Source organism: Bradyrhizobium sp. Kon69, assembly GCF_055807515.1.
On record NZ_JBVVOS010000015.1, the window covers coordinates 99,877 to 122,531 of the forward strand.

Consider the following 22,655-nt stretch of genomic DNA (forward strand, 5'->3'; position numbering starts at 1 on the left):
ATCCCGGGCGAATCGATCGGCCGAATGGCGGGCTATGGCCTGTGCACAACGCTCGCGGGCAAGGCTAGCACTGGTAAAATCCCCGTCAAATGGTTATGTCTGCTGCCGATTTGGCAGCCGTGCCAGCCCCATTTTAATCCTCGTTCGGAACCTCTGCCATGAAAGCCGCCATCCTCGTCTTTCCCGGAATCAATCGCGAGCGCGACATGGCCCGTGCCTTGAGGCTGATATCGGGCAGCGAGCCCGCGATGGTGTGGCATGCCGAGACGTCGCTGCCTGATGGCACTGACCTCGTGGTCGTGCCCGGCGGGTTCTCCTACGGCGATTATCTGCGCTGCGGCGCGATTGCGGCGCGGGCGCCGGTGATGGACGCGGTGCGCGACTATGCGGCCAAGGGCGGCCTCGTGCTCGGTGTCTGCAACGGATTTCAGATCCTCTGCGAGTCCGGCCTCTTGCCCGGCGTCCTGATGCGCAATGCGCGGCTGAAATTCATCTGCCACGACGTGCATCTCCGCGTCGAGCGCTCCGACACGCCGTTCACCCGCGGCTACAATGCCGGGCAGGTGATCCGCGTGCCCATCGCGCATGGCGAGGGCAATTATGCGGCGGACGCAGAGACCATCAAGCGGCTCGAAGGCGACGGTCGCGTGCTGTACCGCTATTGCTCGGCCGACGGCGCGATCGACGATGTCAGCAACATCAATGGCGCCGCGCAATCCATCGCCGGCATCGTTAACGACAAGGGCAACGTGCTCGGCATGATGCCGCATCCGGAAAATCACGTCGAAGACATCATGGGCTGCACCGACGGTCGCGGCCTGTTCGCCGGCCTCACCGCGCATCTGGAAAAAGCCGCGTGATTGCGTTCGTGCTGAAGCGGCTGCCTGTCGCTGTCGCCGTCGTTGCGTTCGCGACGGTCGCGTTCGCGCAAGATTTCCCCAAGCGTCCCGTCACCATGATCGTGCCGTTCGCGGCCGGCGGCACGTCCGACGTGATCGCGCGCACCGTTGCCGAGCAGATGGGCATCGCGCTCGGCCAGACCATCGTGATCGAGAACGTTGCCGGCGCCGGCGGCTCGACCGCACTGGCGCGCGCCTCCCGCGCCGAGCCCGACGGCTACACCATTGCGATCGGCAATGCCGGCACCAACGCCGCGACCTATACGATCTATCCAAAGCTGCCGTTCACGCCGGACTCCTTCGTGCCGATCGCCATGGTGGCGAAAACGTTCGGTATCATCGCCGTGCGCAAGGATTTTCCGGCGAAAGACCTGAAAGAGTTCATTGCCTACGCCAAGGCGAATCCCGGCAAGATCAATCTCGGCCATGCCGGCGTCGGCTCCTCGAACTACCTGATCTGCAAGAGCTTCGTTACGGCCGCGGGGATCGACGCGACGCTTGTCGGCTATCGCGGCGCCGCGCCCGCGCTCACCGATGCGATCGGCGGCCAGATCGACGGCGTCTGCGATGCGGCGGCCTCGGTCTCGCAGTCGATCAACGAGAAGCTGGCGCGCGGACTCGTGGTCGGCTCGACGGTGCGGCTCGCCACAGTGCCCGACCTGCCGACGTCAGCCGAAGCCGGTCTGCCCGAGTTCGAAGCGCAGGGCTGGAACGGCCTGTTCGCGCCCAAGGGCACCCCGCCGGCCGTGATCGCCAAACTAAATGCCGCCGCGCGCACGGCGGTGGAGACCGATGCGGTGAAGAAACGGTTCGCCGACCTCTCGACCGTGGCACCCGATGCCGACGAGCACACGCCCGAGGTGCTGCAAAAGCTCGTGACGCGCGATGTTGAGAAGTACCGCAAGATGCTGGCCGACGACGCCAAGCCATAGCTAGCGTCGTTTCAGCCGTTCCGTCGGCACCGTCATCGCGGCAACGCCCGCCATGACCAGCACCAGGCCCAGCGCCAGGTTCGACGGCACGCTCTCGCCGAGCAGCAGCACGGAGAGGCCGACGCCGATCGGGATGCGCAAATAGCCTTGCGCGTTCGTGGTCAGCGTGCCGAGCCGTCCCAGGCACATGTAGAACAGCATCAGCCCTAGGGCGCTGGAGACGATGCCCATGACGATGGTGGCTATGATCGCCGTCGGCGTCGGGTGCAGCGTCCAGGGCTGGTCGATGATCAGCGAAGGCGGCAGCAGCACCAGCCCGCCGAACAGCAGCGAACCGGCCGCCACCACCATCGGGTCGTAGTCGGACAGCCGCAGGCCGAAGATCGTGGCACAGGCAAAGGAGATGGTGGCGAGCAGGATGGCGATCTCCGCCACGATCTCGCTGCCGAAACCGCGCAGCGCATCGAGGCCGACGATGACGATGGTGCCGGCAAGGCCGAGGAGCGCGCCCAACAGCTTCAGCAGCGTTGCCGGCTCGTGGCGCGTGATCAGGGAGGTGATCAGGAAGGCGAAGATCGGCGTGGTGGAGGCCAGCACCACCGTGTTCGACGCCGGCACATATTGCTGAGACCAGGTGATGATCAGGAACGGAAAGGTCGAGTTGATCAATTGCTGGGTCGCGAACAGCTTCCAGGCCTTCGCATCGGTCGGGATTCTGACGCCGCGCATCCACAGGATCGCGAACAGGAAGGCGGCCGCGATCAGCGAGCGAGCCGAGATGAAGGTCACGGGCGGGATTGTATCCAGCGCGAGCTTGGCCAGCGGATAGGTTGAGCTCCAGCAGCAGGCCAGCGCGACCAGCAGCGCATAGGCACGCCAGTTGCGCGCGCCTGTGGCGGGCATGGACGGCAATTGCGAGGCCGTGGCGCGAGCCGCCGGCGGTGTGCTCTGCGGCACCTTGATATTGCTCCCCGGCGCGACGGCGCTGGACACAAGTCTGGGCGAGGGGGCGCCAAAAGGGAAGGCGGCGAGCTATGCGTTTGGCTGCAGTGCCGGCTTCCGCTTCACCCGCTTGATCGTGCCGGAGAAGGTGAACAGCGGCCGCCCGCCCGATGTCAGCTTGCCGCGCAGGAAGATCAGCGAGCCGCCGGCGCGGGAGACCTCGCCGACGCATTCGATCAGCTCGCCTTCGCGCGCCGCGTCGAGGAAGTCGCAGGCGAAATTGGTGGTCACCGCCGGCCCATCCAGCTCGTGGGTGGCGATCGCGAACAGGCAGTAGTCGGAAAACGCCATGAAGCAGCCGCCATGGACGTTTCCGGAGCCGTTGAGGTGCTTTTTCTCGACCCGGAACGCCGAGCGGACGCTGCCGTCGTCCTCGATCTTGTGCCAGAACGGGCCGATATGGCTCTCAAAACTATCGCGAATCCAGGTTCGCCAGCCCTGGAATTCCCCATCGGTAGCGATGTGGAGGTCGGGGCGGCGAGGCGGGGGCGCTTTGGTCAATTCGTGCAAGGAAATGGGCCTTCAATTGCGGGTCGTTTGCCCTTAAATCCGATCTGTCCGCGCTGTGCAATTCCTGTTCCCGCAGCCCCCGGCCGCAAAACGTGGGACAGCGGGAAAATGCGCCATAAAGGGCTTTTCCAAGCCGTCCGATGTTCCTAAGAACGGCCCACCGCCGTCGAAAGCCTCGAATCCATGAAGAACGAACCCAAGATCACTCCCGAGCTGATTGCCGCCCACGGGCTCAAGCCCGACGAGTATGAGCGCATTCTGAAGCTGATCGGGCGGGAGCCGACCTTCACCGAGCTCGGCATCTTCTCGGCGATGTGGAACGAGCACTGCTCGTACAAATCCTCGCGCCTCCATCTGAAGGGCCTGCCGACCAAGGCGCCCTGGGTGATCCAGGGTCCTGGCGAGAACGCCGGCGTGATCGACATCGGCGACGGCCAGGCCGTGGTCTTCAAGATGGAGAGCCATAACCACCCGAGCTACATCGAGCCGTACCAGGGCGCCACCACCGGCGTCGGCGGCATCTTGCGCGACGTCTTCACCATGGGCGCGCGTCCGATCGCCTGCCTCAACGCGCTGAGTTTTGGCGCACCGGAGCATGCCAGGACCCGGCATCTCGTCTCCGGCGTCGTCGCCGGCGTCGGGGGCTATGGCAATTCCTTCGGCGTGCCGACGGTCGGCGGCCAGGTCCGCTTCCACACCCGCTATGATGGCAACATCCTCGTCAACGCGATGGCGGTCGGCCTCGCCGATACCGACAAGATCTTCTATGCGGCCGCCTCCGGCGTGAACATGCCGATCGTCTATCTCGGCTCCAAGACCGGCCGCGACGGCATCCACGGCGCCTCGATGGCCTCGGCCGAGTTCGACGACAAGTCCGAAGAGAAGCGTCCGACCGTGCAGGTCGGCGATCCCTTCGCCGAGAAGCTGCTGTTAGAGGCCTGTCTCGAGATCATGGAGAAGGGCTGCGTCATCGCGATCCAGGATATGGGCGCTGCGGGGCTGACGTGTTCGGCGGTCGAGATGGGCGCCAAGGGCGACCTCGGCGTTGATCTCGATCTCGATGCGGTGCCGACGCGCGAGATCGGCATGAGCGCCTACGAGATGATGCTCTCGGAGAGCCAGGAGCGCATGCTCATGGTGCTCAAGCCCGAGAAGGAGAAAGAGGCCGAGGCGATCTTCAAGAAGTGGGGCCTCGATTTCGCCGTGGTCGGCTACACCACGCCGAGCAAGCGCTTTGTGGTCAAGCATGGCGGTGACGTCATGGCCGATTTGCCGATCAAGGAGCTCGGCGACGAGGCGCCGCTCTATGATCGCCCGCATGTCCCTTCCGCCGCGCTGCCGGTCGTGCATGCGCGCGAGGTGGCGGCGCCGATGGGTCTTGGTGCCGCGCTTGAAAAGCTGATCGGCACGCCCGACATGTGCAGCAAGCGCTGGGTCTGGGAGCAGTACGACCACGTCATTCTCGGCAACACCATGCAGCGTCCCGGCGGCGATGCCGCCGTGGTGCGCGTGCAGGACGGCCCGAAGGGCCTGGCGCTGACCGTCGACGTGACGCCGCGCTATTGCGAGGCCGATCCCTATCAGGGCGGCATGCAGGCCGTGGCGGAGGCCTGGCGCAACATCACCGCGGTCGGCGGCAAGCCGCTTGCGATCACCGACAATCTCAATTTCGGCAATCCAGAGCGGCCCGAGATCATGGGCCAGTTTGTCGGCTGCCTGAAGGGCATCTCGGAAGCCTGCCGCACGCTCGACTTCCCGGTCGTCTCAGGCAATGTCTCGCTCTACAACGAGACCAACGGCCGCGCAATCCTGCCGACGCCCTCGATCGGCGGCGTCGGGCTGCTGGACGACTTCACCAAGTCAGCCTCGCTCGCCTTCAAGGCCGAAGGCGAGGCGATCCTCCTGATCGGCGAAACTCATGGCTGGCTCGGCCAGTCGGTTTACTTGCGCGACATCTGCGGTCGCGAGGAGGGCGCGCCGCCGCCGGTCGATCTCGCCGCCGAGAAGCGCAACGGCGACTGCGTGCGCGGCATGATCCATGCGGGCACCGCGACCGCCGTGCACGATCTCTCCGACGGCGGCCTGCTGATCGCTCTTGCCGAGATGGCGATGGCGAGTGGCATCGGCGCCAAACTGCTCGCGGCGCCAACCTCGTTGGTGCCTCAGGCCTATTGGTTCGGCGAGGACCAGGCGCGCTATCTCGTCACCGTGCCTGAAACCGAGGCCGGCCGCGTGCTCGCCAAGATGCGCGGCTGCGAGGTGCCCTGCGTGCGGATCGGCACCACCGGCGGCGATGCCGTCGCGATCGCGGGCGAGGCGCCTGTAACGATCGAGGCGCTGCGGACCTCGTTCGAGCGCTGGCTGCCGGAGTATATGGGCGGCAAGGCGGCGTAACGCGCTGAACTTGTAGCCCGGATGAGCGAAGCGACATCCGGGTCTTGTCGAGAGGTTTCCCGGATGTCGCTGCGCTCATCCGGGCTACGAGCGTCTTGCCTCACAACACGTGCGAGGCCCCCGGAATCTTCCGCAACGCCGCAGTCAGGCCCCAGCTCAGGATCACCGTGAGCACGAAGCCGATCGCGGCCTTGACGATCGCAGGCCAGCTGTAATCGAACAGCGCGTACTGGATCCACAACGCGGTCGGGTAGTGCACCAGGAAGATGCCGTAGGCATCCGCCTGCATGCGGTCGAGCAGGTTCGGTCCCGGCGACTTCTGGTGCAGGAAGAAGGCGAGGATCGCGAGCAGGATCGAGCCTGAGAACAGCACAAAGAACGTGCCGTAGATGGCCTGGTACCAGTGCGGCTGCGGGTCTGGATTGCCCAGAACTTCCCGCTTGATGTAGATCATGCCCCACATCAGGCAGTAGGGGATCAGCGTGGCGATCACCCACAGCCAGCGCTGTTTCGGCAACTGGCCGCCGGCGCTGAGGATGCCGCGATCGAAGTTCGCAGCTCCAACGCTGACGCCGATGAAGAAATAGGCGAAGTAGAGCAGGATGCGGCTTGCCTGCACCGAGAACGGCCCGAGCTCGAACCATTTGCTGCCGCCGAAATAGAGCAGCGCCGGCACGTAGGCGCTTATGGTGACGGCGACGAGCAGCAGCCAGAATACGGCCGGCTGGTCGAATCCGCGCAGCGACACGCGATTGCCCGGATCGACCAGATGCGCGGAGACCCGGTAGAGCAGGCTCGCGGTCAGGTCGAACGCCAGCAGCACCCACACGAACCAGATCGGGCCGCTCGGCCACGGGCCAACCGTGATCGTCTTCCACCAGAACGCCGTGAAGCTCAGCCCGGGATCGTGCCGCAGCGCGATGGCGTAATAGGCGAGCGGGATGACGGTGAACGCCGCGATCGCGAACGGCAACCCGAGCCGCAACAGGCGGTCGCGGAGAAAAACTGACGGCGCCTTGCGCGCGATGCCCGGCCAGGTGAACAGTCCCGACAGGAAGAAGAACATCGCCATGAAGAAGCTGTCGGTGGCGAGCACGACCACGTCGAAACCGGCCCAGGACGCCGAATCAGTGTGCCCGAAATAGGTGTAGGGGATGACGGCGTGGTGCAGCAGCACCACCAGCGTGAGGAAGGTGCGGGCGCGATCGAGCGACAGATTGCGCGCCTTGGCCGTCGGCACCGCGTGCGCCTCTGCTCCGATCGTCGCTGAATGTGACATCGTCATCGTGGCCGCCCCGGTCGCGCTTTCCGTCCCGGCGGGACTTTGCCGCCGGGAACCGGATTCAGCAAGGGTCGTCTGGGACGCCCGCAGGGCCCGCTGCCGCTAGGAACCAGTTCCCTGCGACGAAGTTAGCGTTCGCCAAAAGGGCTTGGGAACCGCGACAAGCGGTACAATTTCGGAGCTGGCGATGACGATCCTGAAATGGGCGCTGATCTTCTTACTTGTCTCGATCGTGGCCGGCGTGCTCGGCTTCACCGGCATCTCGGCCGCCTCCGCCGACATCGCCCGCTTCCTGTTCTACGTGTTCGTCGCGATCTTCCTGGTGTTGCTGATCCTGGGGCTCACGATATTCAGGGCGTAGCGGGGCTCGCGTCGGCCATCGCTGCCGTCATGGCCGGGCTTGTCCCGGCCATCCACGCCTCGCCGCGCTGTCCAAGAACGTGGATGCCCGGGACAAGGCCGGGCATGACGAACTCTCGGCAGCTACCCAACTTCCTCGATCTTCACCTTGTCGGGATAGAAGGCGAGATGGCCCGAAATCTCGGTCATCGCCGGGAAGGGCGTCTCGTAGGTCCAGATCGCGTTGTCCAGCGTCTTGCCGTCGGCCTTGACGCTGTAATAGCTCGCATCGCCCTTGTAGGGGCAGTGGGTGACGCGGTCGGTGCGCTCCAGCAGCGCCATGTTGGCGTCCTGTCGCGGCACATATTGCACCGCCGGATATTTCGCCTCTTTCAGCGTCAGCGCCTTGGTGGTCTCGGCGATCACGATGTCGCCAGCCGTGACGCGGACGCGCCGGGGATTTGGGGTGATGGTGATGGGGTGGTCGGGCCCTGGAAGCTTCATGATTTCACGCCTTTTTCGATCACTCTGCCGCGCGCGGCACTTTGTCGTGGCTTTATCCAGATCGGATCACCGATATAGTGCCGGAAGGCGTGACGTAGAAGGCCGTTCACGCTAAGTTTGGCCCCGCCGGCAAGTTTGGCTTTGCAGATCCGGACCCCGGCAGCGATTCGACGACAAAGGCTGATTGCAGCCGAGACAGGAGCACGACCCGAATGCCTATGGACGCCCACGATATCGAGGCGATGATCAAGGCGGCGATCCCCGATGCCGAGGTGACCATCCGTGACCTCGCCGGGGACGGCGATCACTATGCCGCGACCGTGATCTCGGAAACCTTCCGCGGCAAGTCCCGCGTCCAGCAGCACCAGATCGTCTATCAGTCCCTGCGCGGCCAGATGGGCGGCGTGCTGCATGCGCTGGCGCTGCAAACCGGGGTGCCGGGCGCCTGATCCGATCGTGACGGGGGCATGACGATGGCTGCGGACAATCCTCGCGGCGCGATGTTTCGCGTCATCCTGCCGAACCAGCACAGCCGCGTCACCAATGCCGAGCTGTTCTTCGACCTGGTCTTCGTTTTCGCGATCACGCAGGTCTCGCACACACTGCTGCACCATTTCACGCCGCTCGGTGCGGTGCACGTCGCAGTGCTGTTTCTCGCGGTATGGTGGGTGTGGGTCTACACCGCCTGGGTCACCAACTGGCTCGATCCCGAGCTGACGCCGGTCCGGATCCTGATCTTCCTGATGATGCTGGGTGGCCTCGTGCTGTCCACGACGATCCCGACCGCCTTCGAGGGGCGGGGCCTGTGGTTTGCGATCGCCTACGCAACGATGCAGGTCGGGCGCACCGCCTTCTGGATGTTCGCGACTCCGCGCCACCGGACGGCGGTCCGGCACAATGCGATCCGCATCCTGACGTGGCTCTCGGTCTCCGCGATCTTCTGGATCCTCGGCGGCCTCGCCCATGACGAGGCGCGACTGTGGTTCTGGATCGGGGCACTGACGATCGAATACATCTCGCCGGCGGTCCGCTTCTGGGTCCCGAAGCTTGGCTTCTCGTCGGTCGAGGCCTGGGCCGTCGAGGGCGGACACATGGCCGAGCGCTGCTCGCTCTTCGTCATCATCGCGCTTGGCGAGGCCGTCGTCGTCAACGGCGCCACCTTTGCCGAGTTGGACTGGACCGCGGACAACATTTTGGCCTTCGTCTCCGCGCTGGTCGGCAGCATCGCGATGTGGTGGGTCTATTTCCACAAGGGCGCCGAGGCCGGCGCCGAGCGCATCTCGAAATCCGCCGAATCGGGCCGGTTGGCGCGGCTCGCCTACACCTATCTGCACATGCCGATCGTCGCCGGAATCATCCTGACCGCGGTCTCCGACGAGCTGGTGCTGAAGCATCCGGTCGGGCATTCAGATGTCAGGACCATCGTGAGCACGATCGGCGGTCCATTGCTGTTCCTGGTCGGCACCATCCTGTTCAAGCACGCGATCCGCGGCTTCCTCCAGCTCTCGCACGGCATTGGCATCATCGCGCTCGCGGCGCTGTCGTGGTTCGCCGCCGAACTGTCCCCGCTATGGCTGTCGGTCGCCGCGACGGTGATCATGATCGTCGTTGCGGTGTGGGAGTCGGTCTCGCTGGGGTCCGCGACGGAAAAAGCCGAGGAGCATTGAGCCGGCGCCATTGGCGCCGGAGCGCTCACTCCGCCGCCTCCAGCGCGTGCACCGAGAACATCTTCGCGGCATCCGTCCAGCTCTCGCGCACTTTCCAGCCCGCGCCTTGCGCCAGCGCCGCAAACCGATCGATGCTGTATTTATAGCTGTTCTCGGTGTGGATGCTCTCGCCCGCGCGGAACGAAAAGCTGGTGCCGAGCAGGCGCACGGTCTGGCTCTTCTTGCTGATCAGGTGCATCTCGATGCGGTGCCGCTCGCGATTGTAGATCGCGCGATGGGTGAAGGCGGAGAGGTCGAAATTGCCGCCGAGCTCGCGGTTGATCCGCACCAGCACATTGAGGTTGAAGCGCGCGGTGACGCCGGCGGCATCGTTATAGGCGTCGTGGAGCAGGCGCTCTTCCTTCTCGAGGTCGGCGCCGATGATCATCTGCGCGCCCCGGCCCAGAATGGCGCGCGCGCTCTTCAGGAAGGCCTGCGCTTCATGCGGCTCGAAATTGCCGATGGTCGAGCCCGGGAAGAACCCGACCTTGGGCATGGTCGCCACCGCCTTGGGCAGCTCGAACGGCGTGGTGAAGTCGGCCGCCACCGGGTAGATGCCGAGTGACGGAAAATCCCGCTTCAGGCCGTTTGCCTGCGCCGTCAGGAAGTCACCGGAGATGTCGACGGGCACATACGCCGCGAACTTGCAGTGGTTGAGCAGCAGTCGGACCTTTGTGGTCGCGCCCGCGCCGAATTCGACCAGGGCCGCGTGCTCCGGAATGATTCTCGCGATTTCGCCGCCGCGCTCCTTCAGGATCGCAAGCTCCGTGCGTGTCGGGTAATATTCCGGCAGCCGCGTGATCGCCTCGAACAGTTCAGATCCGGCCGCATCGTAGAAATATTTCGGCGACAGCTTTTTGGGCTGCTGCGAGAGGTCCTCGATGGCCTCGCGGGCAAAGGCGGTGGTCTGTTCGTCGGGAAGATGGGCTTCGGCCAAAGCGCTGGCGTGCACATTCATGATACTCTCCTGAACGCGCTGTCCGGCGCGCATTTGTCGTCGGATGAGAATTTTACTCGTAGTCGGCGAGCCGCAGTCCCGTGAATTGCCAGCGGTGGTGCGGATAAAAGAAGTTACGATAGGTGATACGGCTGTGCCCCTCCGGGGTTGCAAGCGAAGAGCCGCGCAGCACCAGCTGGTTGACCATGAACTTGCCGTTGTATTCGCCGAGCGCGCCTTCGATGGCGCGATAGCCGGGGTACGGCGAGTAGGACGATCGCGTCCACTGCCAGACGATGCCGAAGGCATCGTTGAGCTGGCCGGCGCGGGCCGCGACCTCCCATTCCATCTCGGTCGGCAGATGTTTTCCGGCCCAGCGCGCAAAGGCGTCGGCCTCGTAATAGCTGACGTGGCAGACGGGCGCGTCGGGATCGACCGGCTTGAGGCCGGCCAGCGTCATGACATGCCATTGGCCGTCGATCTCGCGCCAATGGCCGGGGGCGTCCCAGCCGTCGTTGTTCACGGCCGCAAAACCGTCCATCAGCCACAGCGTTGCGGTCCGGTAGCCACCGTCGCGCATGAAGGCGAGCCATTCGCCATTGGTGACGAGATTGCGTGCGAGCTTGACCGGGCCGACGAGGGCGCGATGCGCCGGCTTCTCGTTGTCGAAATGAAAACTGTCATCGACATGACCGACGGTGTGGATGCCTTCGTTCAGCGTCAGCCAATCCTCGCTGGCCGGCGTTGCCGCCGGGAAGTGCCAGTCCGGATCATAGGCCGGCGGGATCGGGTTCTGCGCGAAGGCGTGCAGGATGTCGGTGAACATCAATTCCTGATGCTGCTGCTCGTGGTTGAGGCCGACCTCGACCAGCGGCGCGATCTCGCGGAGCTTGTCCTCGCCGGCGTCGCGGAAGAATTTCACGACGGCAGCGTCGACATGTTTTCGATAGGCGCCAACCTGATCGGCGCTCGGACGGGTGATATCACCGCGGTGGTTGCGGGAATGGCGCGGGCCGGCGCTGACGTAATAGGAATTGAACAGGAAAGCGAAGTCAGGGTGAAAGAGCCGGTAGTCCGCACAGTGCTCGCTGAGCACGAACTGCTCCCAGAACCAGGTGGTGTGCGCCCGGTGCCATTTCGTCGGGCTCGCATCCGGCATGGACTGGATCTGCTGGTCCTCCGGCGACAGCGGCGCGGCCCTGCGCTCAGTCTCGTCGCGGACGGCGAGAAACGCGTCCTCCAGCCTCTGGGCAAGGCCGCCCAAATCGACCGACGGTGACGAAAGCGGCGGACTGGCCGTAACGGAGGCTTGTTTCGTCACGTTTTTCTCCAGACAGGACAAGAGAACGTTGTTGGCGTTGTCGGGTTCCAAAACGCCGGGTTCGTCCTAGATAGGGGCTCCGTGACGGTATGAAAGTCCTCCCCGGCGATGATATTCGTGCCATCATGCAATGGCCCAGGGCTGCCGAGAGCGGTCCACCCAGGGGCCGCTCGCCGCCATTTTACTTTGGATGCACAACGGTTTGGGCTACATATATGGGCAGGGATCGGGTTAAATCGGCTGAGCCAGCCCGAAGCGATTGGAGTGGGCTCCGCCCCAGAAGGACACGGATATGAGCATCGAGGAATTCATCGCCAACGAAGTGAAGTCGAACGACGTGGTTCTGTTCATGAAGGGCACACCGCAGTTTCCGCAGTGCGGGTTCTCAGGCCAGGTCGTCCAGATCCTCGACCACATCGGCGTCGGCTATAAGGGCCTCAACGTTCTCGAATCCGCCGAACTGCGCAACGGCATCAAGGACTTTTCGAACTGGCCGACCATCCCGCAGCTCTATGTGAAGGGCGAGTTCGTCGGCGGCTGCGACATTGTCCGCGAGATGTTCCAGGCTGGTGAATTGCAGCAGCTCTTCTCCGAAAAGGGCGTCGCTGTCGCGGCCTGATAGGTGAGTCAGCTGACGCGCCGGATCGGCGGCGCGGAGCTCAAGGTCGTCGTTGCTGACATCACCACGCTGAGCGTTGACGCCATCGTCAACGCGGCCAACACGTCGCTCCTGGGTGGGGGCGGCGTCGATGGCGCGATCCACCGGGCGGCCGGGCCCGGGCTTCTCACCGAGTGCCGGAAGCTCGGAGGATGCGCGACCGGCGATGCCAAGATCACGAAAGGCTACCTTCTCCCTGCGCGCCATGTGATCCATGCGGTCGGCCCGGTCTGGCACGGCGGTACTCGCGGCGAGGCAGAGGCGCTGGGCTCATGCTATCGCCGTGCGCTTGAGCTCTGCGGGGCCAATCAGCTGACCTCCGTGGCGTTCTCCGCGATTTCGACCGGGGTTTACGGCTTTCCGGCCGACCAAGCGGCGAAGATTGCGGTCCATGCCACCATTGAAGCCCTGCCGGCCGCGCCGCTGGTCGTCGACGCCATATTTTGTTGTTTCTCGGAAAAGAGCGCGGCTCTGCACGCGGACGTTTTGGCGCGGTATGGCGGCCCTTGTGCCTGATGACGCGGTCGGTACACTCCGCCGGGCCATGTTCCGGGGAGGGGATATGATTTCACAGTCTGGACTGCGCGCGCTGGTCTGCGCCGCGCTTGTGTCGTTGGGTACGATGTCGTTCGCGCGGGCGGAGGGCACCTACGAGATTCCGGCCGGCGCGCATTTCAATCCGGACAAGCTCGCGAGGATCACCGAGTTCTTCAAGAACGAGGTCGCGACCGGCAAGATCGCCGGCGCAAACGTGCTCATCAAGCAACATGGCAAGCCGGTGTACCACGAAGTCTTCGGCGTGCAGGACGCGGTCAGCAAGGCACCGATCACCGACAAGACGATCTTCCGCCTGTTCTCGATGAGCAAGGCGATCACGTCCGTCGCCGCAGTGAAGCTGATCGAGGAAGGTACGATCAAGCTCGACGATCCCGTCTCGAAATACATTCCGTCCTTTGCCAATGTGAAGGTCGGCGTCGAGAAGAAGGCCGAGGACGGCACCAAGTCGCTCGAGCTCGTGCCGCCGAACCGGCCGATGACGGTGCACGATTTGATGACGCACACTTCGGGCGTCACCTACGGCTTCTATGGCGACAGCCTGGTCCGCAAGGCCTATCGCGACGCCAATATCTATGCCGGCGATTTCGACCTCGCGGAGTTCGCCGAGCGAATCGCGAAACTTCCGCTGCACAACCAGCCGGGCGCGCTGTGGCAATACGGCCATTCCACCGACATCCTGGCGCGGGTGATGGAGGTCGCGGCCGGCAAGCCGCTCATCGAGATCGAGCGGGAGAAGCTGCTCGACCCGCTCGGCATGGTCGATACCGGCTTCTTCGTCACCGATCCCGAGAAGCAGAAGCTGCTGGCGCAGCCGGTGCCGAACGACAGCGATTTCCGGGTCGGGAGGATCAACGATCCGACGGTCGTCAAGAAAATCCAGTTCGCCAGCGGCGGTATGGTGACGACCATGGCCGATTATGAGCGCTTTACGCAGATGCTGCTCAACGGCGGCAGCCTCGACGGCAAGACCATTCTCAAGCCCGAGACGTTCAAGCTGATGGTGACCGACCAGATCGGCCCCAAGTCGGGCGTCGATCGCGATTATTTCTACTTCCCCGGCGATGGTTTCGGCTTCGGTCTCGGACTTGCGGTGCGCACCGATCCTGGCAACGCCAAACCGCCGCCGCCCGGCGATCTCGGCGAATTGAAATGGGACGGCGCCTCCGGCTGCTATTTCGTGATCGATCCCAAGCAGGACATGTTCTTCGTGCTGCTGGAGCAGACCCCGACGGAGCGCCAGCGCGTGCAGCGGACATTGAAGCAGCTGGTCTATGAAGCGATGGAGAATTGACATGTTCGGGCGCCGCGCGTTGGTCGCGGCGCTCGTCCTTCTCGCCGGCGGCATCGTTGCGAAGGCAGGTTCCGAGGGACGTGCGGTCCACACGCTCTCGCCTGCGGGGCTGGCGAAGGTTTCCGATTACATCCGCAATGAGGTCGCCACCGGCAAGATCCCCGGAGCCATCCTGCTGCTTCAGCAGCACGGCAAGCCGGTCTACTATCAGAATTTCGGCGTCCGCGACGTCGCGACTGAACTCTCGATGAGCGCGGACACGATCTTCCGCCTCTACTCGATGTCGAAGCCGGTTACCTCAGTCATGGCGATGATGCTGGTTGAGGAGGGCAAGCTGTCGCTCGACGATCCCGTCTCGAAATACATTCCGGCCTTCGCCGGCATGAAGGTCGGCATCGAGAAGAAGGCCGAGGACGGCAAAGTCGCCCTGGCGCTGGAGCCGCTGGAGCGACCCATCACGGTCAAGGATCTGCTGCGCCACACCTCCGGGCTGCCTTACGGCTATTACGGCGGCGGTATGGTGCGCGAGCTCTACGCGGACGCCAATCTCTTCAACAGCAATCTGACCAACGCCGAATTCGCCGCCAAGATCGCCACGCTGCCGCTGGTCGAGCAGCCCGGCACGGTGTGGGACTATGGCTATTCCACCGACGTGCTCGGCCGCGTCGTCGAAATCATCGCAGGAAAGACGCTGCTGCAGTTCGAAAGGGAGCGGCTGCTCGATCCGCTCGGCATGACCGAGACGGCTTTCTTCGTCGCCGATCCCGCCAAATTTCCACGCATCGCCGAGCCGATGCCGGACGATCGCAACATCAATCCGACGACGCAGGTCCGCGACATCAGGCGGCCCGCGACATGGGAATCGGGCGGCGGCGGTATGGTCGGCACGGTCGGCGACTACGCCCGGTTCGCCCAGATGCTGCTCAACGGCGGCACTTTTGAGGGCCGGCGCTATCTCAAACCGGAGACCATCGCGCTGATGGCCTCGGATCATATCGGGCCGGAGACGAAGATCGCACGCGACCAGAACTATTATCCGGGCGGGTCTTCCGGCTTCGGCCTCGGCTTCGCCGTGCGCACTTCGGTGCCCCCTGGAACAACTTGGCCGCTCGGGGAGTATCGCTGGGACGGCGTCGGCGGCACGTTCTTCTTCATCGATCCCGAGGACGATCTGTTCGGGATCTTCATGGTGCAGACCCCGACGCAGCGCGGCCGGATTCAACTGGCGCTGAAGACGCTGATCTACCAGGCGATGGGGCGGTGAACCGCCGTTGTTTTGCAGCCGGATAAGAGCAGTAGCCCGGATGAGCGCAGCGACATCCGGGATCCCTGCGAGTGAAGTCCCCGGGTATCGCTGCGCTCACCCGGGCTACGGGACTGCTCGGTTTACGCTCCGCGCACGATCTCGCGGATATATCCGACCGTTTCCTCGATCTGGCTCGCATTGACGTCGAGATGGGTGCAGGCGCGGATGCGGCCGTCCATCATCGCAAGCGTCACACCGCGCTGGCGCAGCGCCGCGACCATCTTGTCGCCGGGAATGCCGGCACCATCGGGCTTGAAGAACACCAGGTTGGTTTCGGGCTCCTGCACCTCGACGCCTGCGATCTGCGACAGTCCGCGAGCGAGCGCGCGCGCATTGGCGTGATCGTCGGCGAGCCGCTCGACATGATGGTCGAGCGCGTAGATGCAAGCCGCCGCGCAGATTCCGGCCTGTCGCATCGAGCCGCCGAGTCGCTGCTTCCACTGCCAGACCGCATCGATGAAGGCGCGCGAGCCCGCCAGCACGCCGCCGATCGGCGCGCCCAAGCCCTTCGAGAAGTCGATCCAGGCCGAATCCCAGCCCGCCGTCATGTCGCGCGGGGAGATGCCGCTCGCGACAGTGGCGTTGAGCAGGCGCGCGCCGTCCATGTGGGTGACGAGGCCATGTTGTTTCGCGATCGCTACGATCTCGTCGAGCGCGGCTTTCTTCCAGATCGTGCCGCCGCCGATATTGGCGGTCTGCTCCACGCTGACCACCGTCTGCGGCGGCTGGTAGCGGGTCCGCGGATGCAGCGCTCTGCGAAAGGTCTCCGGCGTGAACTGGCCGTCGGGTCCCTTCAGCTGCGTGACCTGGAAGCCGCCGATCGCGGCATGCGCGCCGCCTTCGCGCGCGATGATGTGCGCGCTCTCGTGCGCCAGGATCTCGTCCCCGGGACGGCAATGCACCAGCGTCGCGGTGACGTTGCACATCGTGCCTGACGGCATGTACACGGCTGCCTCCTTGCCGAGCAGCTCGGCGACGCGCTCGCACAGGGCGTTCACGGTCGGATCGTCGCCGACCTGCTCGTCGCCGACCTCCGCCCGCGCCATCGCCTCGCGCATTGCGGGTGTCGGCTTTGTCTGCGTGTCCGACAGCAGATTGATGCGCACCGGCGGCGCTTTGGGATCGATCAGGGGAGGGGTGTAGAGCATCAACTTGCTCCCTAAGGGATGGCACTCACTTGCGGTCAGCGAGTTCTGGGTGGACGGCGAGCGGCGTGACGAAACCGCATAATAACGATTTCCGTCACGGTCACACGATAGTCTATCAGATACGGATAAGGATTGACCGGCAAGCGACGGACCTATGCACGAGTGGTCGGTCGTCCTGCATAAGGGTGAGCCTGGAGCAGCGCGATGAGAGCAACAATGCGGTCGCGCACATGGCTCGCTCCCTGGGGCGATCGCGCCTCGATATAGGTCAGAACTTCGTCGATCTGGGCGAGTGCTCGCTTTGTGTAGCGGACATTCACAGCCCGTGCTTTGCCCACATCGCTCGAACTTCGTCAGCGCTGGCCAGTTCGCCACGGGCGATTTCAGCTTCGGCCTCGGCGAGATCGGCCTCTTCCGCCGCCGTCAGCTGGATCGGAGGCTGATCGACCCCGGCGAGCTCAAGCAGCGTCCGCGCCAGCTCGTCCTGCTCTGACTCAGGCAGGGCGGAAACCTTGTTAAAGGCCTCTTCCAGAAGACGCGTCATCATGTAGCTCCACTACTTGCAATCATAGCACAAGTGGATTGAGACATGGGAATGGCTGGCCCAAACAAAAAGGCCCCGGAAAACCGGGGCCTTTGAGCGATTGATCTGCCGAACTATCAGCGCGAATAGAATTCGACGACCAGATGCGGCTCCATCTGCACCGGGAACGGCACGTCGGAGAGGTGCGGGATGCGAATGTATTTCGCGGTCATCTTGCCATGGTCGACTTCGAGATAGTCGGGGGTGTCACGCTCGGAGAGCTGGCTGGCTTCGAGGACGTGAGCGAGCTGCTTGGAGGATTCCTTGACCTCGATCACGTCGCCGAGCTTGACCAGATAGCTCGAGATGTTGACCTTGCGGCCGTTCACCTTGACGTGGCCGTGATTGATGAACTGGCGCGCGGCGAAGATCGTCGAGACGAACTTGGCGCGGTACACGACCGCGTCGAGACGGCGCTCGAGCAGGCCGATCAGGTTCTCGCCGGTGTCACCCTTGAGACGGCTGGCCTCGACATAGATGCTGTGGAACTGACGCTCGGAGATGTTGGCGTAGTAACCCTTCAGCTTCTGCTTGGCGCGCAGCTGCACGCCGAAGTCGGAGAGCTTGCCCTTGCGGCGCTGGCCGTGCTGGCCGGGGCCGTATTCGCGGCGGTTCACGGGGCTCTTCGGGCGGCCCCAGATGTTCTGGCCCATACGGCGATCGAGTTTGTACTTCGCCTCACTGCGCTTAGTCATCGCGTCCTCTTCAGGTACATGGTTTGAGGAAACGCGCCCTCCTGTGTGACGGGCTAGCCCGGCACTGACAGGTCCAATCCCAAAGCTTAAGGGACAGGACCACGGGTCGCGAAACGCTTCGCGGGCCGAAATCGGCCCGCGAGCAAGCGGCTTTTAGGAGGATTTGGGGCTCGCTGTCAATGCGAATGGCCGGACTCACGTTCCGACCGCCCGGATCGGCTTTGACCCGGCCGCACGCAATTCGGCAGCGATTTCAGTGTTCAGGACCTGTTCCAGCCGGGTCAGGACCCGGGCGATTGGGGCGGCGTCGGTGACCCGGTGATCCCAGCGGATCACGACATGGATGGTCTGGTCAGGCCCGACCACCCCATAGCTGACGATGAAGGGGCCGGGCGTGATCGGGTGAAGCTCGCCGCCACCATAGGCGGCCACCGAGCTCACCGCGAAGCTGCCGAACCAGTTGCCGCGCTGCCGGCCGAAATTCAGTCCTATCGCCCAGGACAGCCGCCGCAGCGGCAGCGGCAGGCGGGTCGCCCGCATGATCTTGCGGAACATGGGAATTTCGTCGATCGGGGCGGTCTTGGCGCGCCGGATCTCGGCGTCGACCGCAGCCAGCGTCATGGCCTCGGGAGCTGCGATTCGCTGCGGGATCACGCATTCCTCGCCGCCCTCGACCCGGGCAATGGCCACCGACGCCACGCTCTTTGGCAGCTCGTAAAGCGACGGCCAGGGCCATTTGGCATAGATGGTACGCAGGACCGGCTCGTCCCTGGCGACGAGGGCAAAAGCCTTGACGAACATGGCCGCCCAACCGGCTGGTGCCATCGCGCCTGCGCGGGCCTCCAGCAGGGGGCCGATATCGAGCGAACGGGACAGGGACACGAAGGGCACGCCCATCGAGGCGTGCATGAGGTCGATAATCAGGCGACGCGGCAGCGAAATGGTCTTGGGCGTCCCGCGCATCGCTCTTTTGTTTCCCCTGATTAAAGTTTGTGCAGCGAGCGGGTTCCCGCTCGCCGCCTGCTCTAGCACGAACCAACCCGCATGGGGCCGGTCGGTTCGCCGCATCAGGGCGCCGGCGAGGCGAGCGGCTTGGTCTTGTCGACGATGTAAACTCCAAGCACTTTCATAGTCTTGTCGCCGTGGGCTTTGGCGTCATGCACGACGCCTGCCGGGATCTGGTAGGAATCGCCGGCTTTCAGCGTCTTTTCCGGCTGCCCGTCGATGAGGAGATTGAGTTCACCTTCGAGCACGTAGCCGGTCTCGATGCCCGGATGGGTATGGCGTCCGGCCGCGCCGCCCGCCGGGACCTCCGCGATGGCGGTGATGGTGTTGTAGCCATCCGGAAATTCGACCTTCTGGAGCGGGGTGCGCTTGATGCCGGGCTGCTGGGCGAAGGCGGCAACGGCAAGGCCGGTGAAGGCGAGAGCGAGCAAAGTCTTTTTGAGCATGGTTTTTTTCCTCCCTGGAACGACTGAGCCTAGCAGCGCAGCAGTTCCCGGCAAGGTGGCAATCGGCTTTGCCGTCAGCGCTTGATCCCCTCGAACGCCGCCATGATGCCGCGCTGGAATAGCGACCAGTCGAAGCCGAGCGCGATCGCGCGGTAGCCGCGGTCGACCAGGGCGTTGGCCTGGTCTGCGGTGCGCGCCACGCCGCCGATCGGCACACCGCTTCTGAGGATGCCGGCCTCGGCCCGCGCCACCAGCTCCAGCAATTCCGGATCGTCCATCTGGCCGCGCTTGTTGATGGAGGTGGCGAGGTCGCCGGGGCCGATTACGGCGACGTCGATGCCGGGCGTGGCCATGATCTCGTCGATTCGGTTGACGGCGTCGACGTGCTCGATGGTGATCATGCAGATCATCTCATCGTCGGCGCTGGCCATGTAGTCCGGCATCGACTGGCCCCAGCGGAATGGTGCATGGAACGGACCCCAGAGCCGATCGCCGCGTGGCGGATAGCGCACGCTGCGCACCGCTTTCTCGGCCTCCGCGCGATTGGTGATCATCGGGAAATTGATGCCGAAGGCGCCGATGTCCATCGGTGCCTTCGCAAGCCAGGGCTCGTTTGCCGCGATCCGCACCAGCGGTGTGCACGGTGTGCCGGTCGTGGCCGCGATCATCGCATGTGCTTCGGTCAGTCCAATCGGCCCATGCTCGAGATCGACGATGATCCAATCGAGTGAGCGCGCCATGATCTGCACGGTCTGCACGCTCGGGATCGTCGCGATCGCGCCAAAGGCGGGACGACCCTCGCGCCAGAGCTGGCGGAGACGGTTGAGCGGCGTTGCGGGGACCGACATGGGAAGAACCTGCAGGAAACGACGACGGCGGAGCCTAGCAGCGCGCCGCCGAGGCGCAAGGTCAGGCTGGAATGCGGCCGCCGAAGAACGGCGTCAGCTTGGCCGAAAGACCATGGACGCGGTTCGAGGTGAAGATCATCTCGGCGCCGGATTGCGCGATGCCACTGGTCTGCGCGCCGAGCAGATCTGAGACGCGGCGGGCGATCGCGGGCGCCGGATCGATCCAGTCGACCGGCCAGGGCGCGAGCTTTTTCAGCCGGTCGAGCAGCAGCGGATAATGCGTGCAGGCGAGCACCACGGTGTCGGTGCGTGCGCCTGCGTCTCCGGCATCGCCGACGAAACACGGGGCGAGCTCGGCGAGGATGGCGTCGTCGCTAACGGGAGAGCCGCTGAGCTCTGCTTCGGCCAGCGCGGCCAGCTCGGGCGAGCCGACCAGCGTCACCTCGCAGCTTTGCGCGAAATCGCGGATCAGCGCCTTGGTATATTCGCGCTTCACCGTGCCCTTGGTGCCGAGCACCGACACGCGCCGGCTCTTCGACTGCGCGCAGGCCGGCTTGATCGCCGGCACAGTGCCGACGAAGGGCAGGGAATAAGCGGCGCGCAGATGCGATAGGACCAGGGTGGATGCCGTGTTGCAGGCGATGACGACGAGGTCAGGCTCGTGCGTGCCAATCAATTCCCCCATCAGCGGCACCACGCGGGCGATGATCTCGTCCTCGCTGTGGTGGCCGTAGGGAAAGAAGGCGTCGTCCGCGACGTAGACGTAATGCGCGTCGGAGCGCGCGGCCACGACCTCACGCAGGACCGTGAGCCCGCCAAGGCCGGAATCGAACACCAGAATCGTCAGGGAATTGGTCACGTGATCACTCTAGCCGGACATGGTTACCATTCGGTTTTTGGGGCGGTTTTGCGGCAGGGGCGTTGAGGGCTAATTTGGACCGATTCGATTTCGCGATTGCCGCATGGTCCGATATCAGCTGCCGGACTGCGGCGCGGATCGGGACAGGCCCGCAAAACTCCGGAGAACCGACATGATCAGAAATACCAGTCACGGCTGGGGCAGCATTTCCCGATGGCTGCACTGGGGTCTGGCGCTGACCATCATCGGCATGATCGGCTTCGGGTGGTGGATGAACCACATGCCGGCGCGTCCCGACCGCTTCTTCTATCGCTCGATCCACGCCGATATCGGCTATGTGATCCTGCTGCTCACGGTGCTGCGCCTGGTCTGGCGCCTCGTCAACCCGACGCCCGCCCTGCCGGCCGAGACCTCGCGCTGGCAGAAGGTCGCCGCCCATGTCAGCCACGGCGCGCTCTACCTCGCAGTCATCGTCGTCACCATGCTCGGCTGGGCGCATTCCGGTGCGCACGCACCTGATTATTCGGACTTCTTCGGCCTGTTTCACGTGCCGCAATTCACCGCTCCCGACCGCGCGGCGGCGGGCGCCTATGAAGACCGCCACATCCTCTTTGCCTATGTGCTGCTCGCCTTGATCTCGGTTCACGTGATCGCCGCCCTCTGGCACCACTTCATCCGCCGCGACCGCGTTGTGGCGCGGATGGTGACAGACGAGGCGTAGTCGCAACCACATCTATGCGTTCTCGTGGCACATCCCACGTTCTGCTTCATGTCTTCAGGAGGCCTCATGCTCACCGTCCATCATCTCGGCAAGTCGCAGTCCGAGCGAATCGTCTGGCTGTGCGAGGAGCTGGGGATTCCCTACGAGCTGAAGCGCTATACGCGCGATCCCGTCACCATGCTGGCTCCGGCCGAGTACAAGGCGCTGCATCCGATCGGGGCGGCGCCGGTGATCACCGACGGCGAGCTGGTGCTCGCGGAATCCGGCGCGGTCGTCGACTACATCGTTGCAAAATATGGCAACGGCCGACTCGTGCTCGGTCCCACTGATCCCGCCTTCGCGCAATTTCTGTATTGGCTTCATTTCGCCAATGGCACCCTGCAACCCGGCATGGGGCGGATGATGATCCTGAGCCGGCTCGATCTCGCCAAGGACAATCCGACCCTGCTCGCGATGAAGGGGCGTCTCGATCGGGCCTACGATCTTCTCGACGCAAGGCTTCGCGAGGCGGAATATCTTGCAGGCAGCGCCTTCACGACCGCCGACATCATGACGCTGTTCTCGCTCACCACCATGCGCTACTTCCAGCCCTATGACGTGTCGCGCTGTCCCAACGTGGTCAAATATCTCGGCCGCATCAGCGCGCGGGCGGGCTATCGGCGTGCGATGGAGAAGGGCGATCCGGGCATGGCGTTGCTCTTGAACTGAACG

Annotated in this window: 26 protein-coding genes; 12 read left to right on the forward strand and 14 right to left on the reverse strand. The window is 64.3% G+C overall.

Annotation, left to right across the window (positions count from 1 at the left end; all coding sequences use genetic code 11):
• Positions 1–158: 158 nt before the first annotated feature.
• Positions 159–860 carry a phosphoribosylformylglycinamidine synthase subunit PurQ gene (purQ, locus tag AC0L3U_RS20715; RefSeq protein WP_354208492.1) on the forward strand — a complete coding sequence of 234 codons (702 nt, stop codon included), beginning with the start codon at positions 159–161 and terminating at the stop codon, positions 858–860.
• Positions 857–1,831 carry a tripartite tricarboxylate transporter substrate binding protein BugD gene (locus AC0L3U_RS20720; protein ID WP_473362995.1) on the forward strand — a complete coding sequence of 325 codons (975 nt, stop codon included), beginning with the start codon at positions 857–859 and terminating at the stop codon, positions 1,829–1,831. The genes purQ and AC0L3U_RS20720 overlap by 4 nt, the downstream gene beginning before the upstream one ends.
• On the opposite strand, the gene AC0L3U_RS20725 is transcribed toward AC0L3U_RS20720, so the two are convergent.
• Entirely contained in the window at positions 1,832–2,788 is a 957-nt protein-coding gene (locus AC0L3U_RS20725) for a DMT family transporter (protein WP_473362996.1), read from the reverse strand. It abuts the gene before it with no gap.
• A 75-nt stretch (positions 2,789–2,863) separates the two neighbouring features.
• Entirely contained in the window at positions 2,864–3,343 is a 480-nt protein-coding gene (locus AC0L3U_RS20730) for a PaaI family thioesterase (protein WP_106944469.1), read from the reverse strand.
• Between the two features lie 183 nt (positions 3,344–3,526).
• Here AC0L3U_RS20730 and purL point away from each other — a divergent pair, with 183 nt between their 5' ends.
• Positions 3,527–5,737, forward strand: coding sequence for a phosphoribosylformylglycinamidine synthase subunit PurL (gene purL, locus AC0L3U_RS20735; protein WP_473362997.1), 2,211 nt, complete (start codon positions 3,527–3,529; stop codon positions 5,735–5,737).
• A gap of 100 nt (positions 5,738–5,837) precedes the next feature.
• Here purL and AC0L3U_RS20740 read toward each other — a convergent pair whose 3' ends face one another.
• Positions 5,838–7,016, reverse strand: a complete 1,179-nt coding sequence (locus AC0L3U_RS20740; protein WP_473363064.1) for an acyltransferase family protein — start codon at positions 7,014–7,016, stop codon at positions 5,838–5,840.
• A 190-nt stretch (positions 7,017–7,206) separates the two neighbouring features.
• On the opposite strand from AC0L3U_RS20740, the gene AC0L3U_RS20745 reads away from it, so the two are divergent.
• Positions 7,207–7,380 carry a DUF1328 domain-containing protein gene (locus AC0L3U_RS20745; protein ID WP_007602280.1) on the forward strand — a complete coding sequence of 58 codons (174 nt, stop codon included), beginning with the start codon at positions 7,207–7,209 and terminating at the stop codon, positions 7,378–7,380.
• A gap of 122 nt (positions 7,381–7,502) precedes the next feature.
• Here the strand turns inward: AC0L3U_RS20745 and AC0L3U_RS20750 are convergent, their stop codons facing one another.
• The gene (locus tag AC0L3U_RS20750) at positions 7,503–7,862 is read right to left on the reverse strand and encodes a DUF427 domain-containing protein (RefSeq protein WP_473362998.1); all 360 of its coding nucleotides are present in this window, start codon (positions 7,860–7,862) and stop codon (positions 7,503–7,505) included.
• 212 nt (positions 7,863–8,074) lie between these two features.
• Here AC0L3U_RS20750 and AC0L3U_RS20755 point away from each other — a divergent pair, with 212 nt between their 5' ends.
• Together AC0L3U_RS20755 and AC0L3U_RS20760 are read left to right on the forward strand one after the other, a co-directional pair.
• Positions 8,075–8,311: a BolA/IbaG family iron-sulfur metabolism protein gene (locus AC0L3U_RS20755; RefSeq protein ID WP_007602284.1), complete on the forward strand. Its 237-nt coding sequence runs from the start codon at positions 8,075–8,077 to the stop codon at positions 8,309–8,311.
• A gap of 24 nt (positions 8,312–8,335) precedes the next feature.
• The gene (locus AC0L3U_RS20760) at positions 8,336–9,529 is read left to right on the forward strand and encodes a low temperature requirement protein A (RefSeq protein WP_473363065.1); all 1,194 of its coding nucleotides are present in this window, start codon (positions 8,336–8,338) and stop codon (positions 9,527–9,529) included.
• A 25-nt stretch (positions 9,530–9,554) separates the two neighbouring features.
• On the opposite strand, the gene egtD is transcribed toward AC0L3U_RS20760, so the two are convergent.
• Both egtD and egtB read right to left on the reverse strand, forming a co-directional pair.
• Complete coding sequence (gene egtD, locus AC0L3U_RS20765; protein WP_473362999.1) at positions 9,555–10,526, reverse strand: L-histidine N(alpha)-methyltransferase; 972 nt, start codon at positions 10,524–10,526, stop codon at positions 9,555–9,557.
• A 52-nt stretch (positions 10,527–10,578) separates the two neighbouring features.
• Positions 10,579–11,877 (reverse strand): ergothioneine biosynthesis protein EgtB, encoded by a 1,299-nt coding sequence (gene egtB, locus AC0L3U_RS20770; protein ID WP_473363000.1) that lies wholly within the window; start codon positions 11,875–11,877, stop codon positions 10,579–10,581.
• Between the two features lie 241 nt (positions 11,878–12,118).
• Here egtB and grxD point away from each other — a divergent pair, with 241 nt between their 5' ends.
• Genes grxD through AC0L3U_RS20790 form a run of 4 tightly spaced genes read left to right on the forward strand, consistent with a single transcriptional unit; the run spans position 12,119 to position 15,597 of the window.
• Entirely contained in the window at positions 12,119–12,445 is a 327-nt protein-coding gene (gene grxD, locus AC0L3U_RS20775; RefSeq protein WP_063995769.1) for a Grx4 family monothiol glutaredoxin, read from the forward strand.
• A gap of 3 nt (positions 12,446–12,448) precedes the next feature.
• Entirely contained in the window at positions 12,449–13,000 is a 552-nt protein-coding gene (locus AC0L3U_RS20780; RefSeq protein ID WP_473363001.1) for an O-acetyl-ADP-ribose deacetylase, read from the forward strand.
• Positions 13,001–13,046: 46 nt separating this feature from the next.
• Positions 13,047–14,333, forward strand: coding sequence for a serine hydrolase domain-containing protein (locus tag AC0L3U_RS20785; RefSeq protein WP_473363002.1), 1,287 nt, complete (start codon positions 13,047–13,049; stop codon positions 14,331–14,333).
• A gap of 1 nt (position 14,334) precedes the next feature.
• Complete coding sequence (locus tag AC0L3U_RS20790; RefSeq protein ID WP_473363003.1) at positions 14,335–15,597, forward strand: serine hydrolase domain-containing protein; 1,263 nt, start codon at positions 14,335–14,337, stop codon at positions 15,595–15,597.
• 122 nt (positions 15,598–15,719) lie between these two features.
• On the opposite strand, the gene AC0L3U_RS20795 is transcribed toward AC0L3U_RS20790, so the two are convergent.
• The 8 genes from AC0L3U_RS20795 to murI form a co-directional block, all read right to left on the reverse strand.
• Entirely contained in the window at positions 15,720–16,787 is a 1,068-nt protein-coding gene (locus AC0L3U_RS20795) for a threonine aldolase family protein (protein ID WP_473363004.1), read from the reverse strand.
• Between the two features lie 152 nt (positions 16,788–16,939).
• Entirely contained in the window at positions 16,940–17,125 is a 186-nt protein-coding gene (locus AC0L3U_RS20800; RefSeq protein ID WP_473363005.1) for a type II toxin-antitoxin system RelE/ParE family toxin, read from the reverse strand.
• Positions 17,104–17,334 (reverse strand): hypothetical protein, encoded by a 231-nt coding sequence (locus AC0L3U_RS20805; protein WP_473347738.1) that lies wholly within the window; start codon positions 17,332–17,334, stop codon positions 17,104–17,106. The genes AC0L3U_RS20800 and AC0L3U_RS20805 overlap by 22 nt, the downstream gene beginning before the upstream one ends.
• A gap of 113 nt (positions 17,335–17,447) precedes the next feature.
• Positions 17,448–18,065 carry a 30S ribosomal protein S4 gene (gene rpsD / locus AC0L3U_RS20810; protein WP_007602315.1) on the reverse strand — a complete coding sequence of 206 codons (618 nt, stop codon included), beginning with the start codon at positions 18,063–18,065 and terminating at the stop codon, positions 17,448–17,450.
• A gap of 195 nt (positions 18,066–18,260) precedes the next feature.
• Positions 18,261–19,028: an acyltransferase gene (locus AC0L3U_RS20815; protein ID WP_473363066.1), complete on the reverse strand. Its 768-nt coding sequence runs from the start codon at positions 19,026–19,028 to the stop codon at positions 18,261–18,263.
• 104 nt (positions 19,029–19,132) lie between these two features.
• Positions 19,133–19,516, reverse strand: coding sequence for a cupin domain-containing protein (locus tag AC0L3U_RS20820; protein ID WP_473287772.1), 384 nt, complete (start codon positions 19,514–19,516; stop codon positions 19,133–19,135).
• 74 nt (positions 19,517–19,590) lie between these two features.
• Complete coding sequence (locus AC0L3U_RS20825) at positions 19,591–20,364, reverse strand: HpcH/HpaI aldolase family protein (protein ID WP_106944481.1); 774 nt, start codon at positions 20,362–20,364, stop codon at positions 19,591–19,593.
• Positions 20,365–20,425: 61 nt separating this feature from the next.
• Positions 20,426–21,223, reverse strand: coding sequence for a glutamate racemase (gene murI, locus AC0L3U_RS20830; RefSeq protein ID WP_473363006.1), 798 nt, complete (start codon positions 21,221–21,223; stop codon positions 20,426–20,428).
• Positions 21,224–21,395: 172 nt separating this feature from the next.
• Here murI and AC0L3U_RS20835 point away from each other — a divergent pair, with 172 nt between their 5' ends.
• Positions 21,396–21,944: a cytochrome b gene (locus AC0L3U_RS20835; RefSeq protein ID WP_473363007.1), complete on the forward strand. Its 549-nt coding sequence runs from the start codon at positions 21,396–21,398 to the stop codon at positions 21,942–21,944.
• A 66-nt stretch (positions 21,945–22,010) separates the two neighbouring features.
• Positions 22,011–22,652 carry a glutathione S-transferase family protein gene (locus AC0L3U_RS20840; protein ID WP_473363008.1) on the forward strand — a complete coding sequence of 214 codons (642 nt, stop codon included), beginning with the start codon at positions 22,011–22,013 and terminating at the stop codon, positions 22,650–22,652.
• The last annotated feature ends 3 nt before the right edge of the window (positions 22,653–22,655 follow it).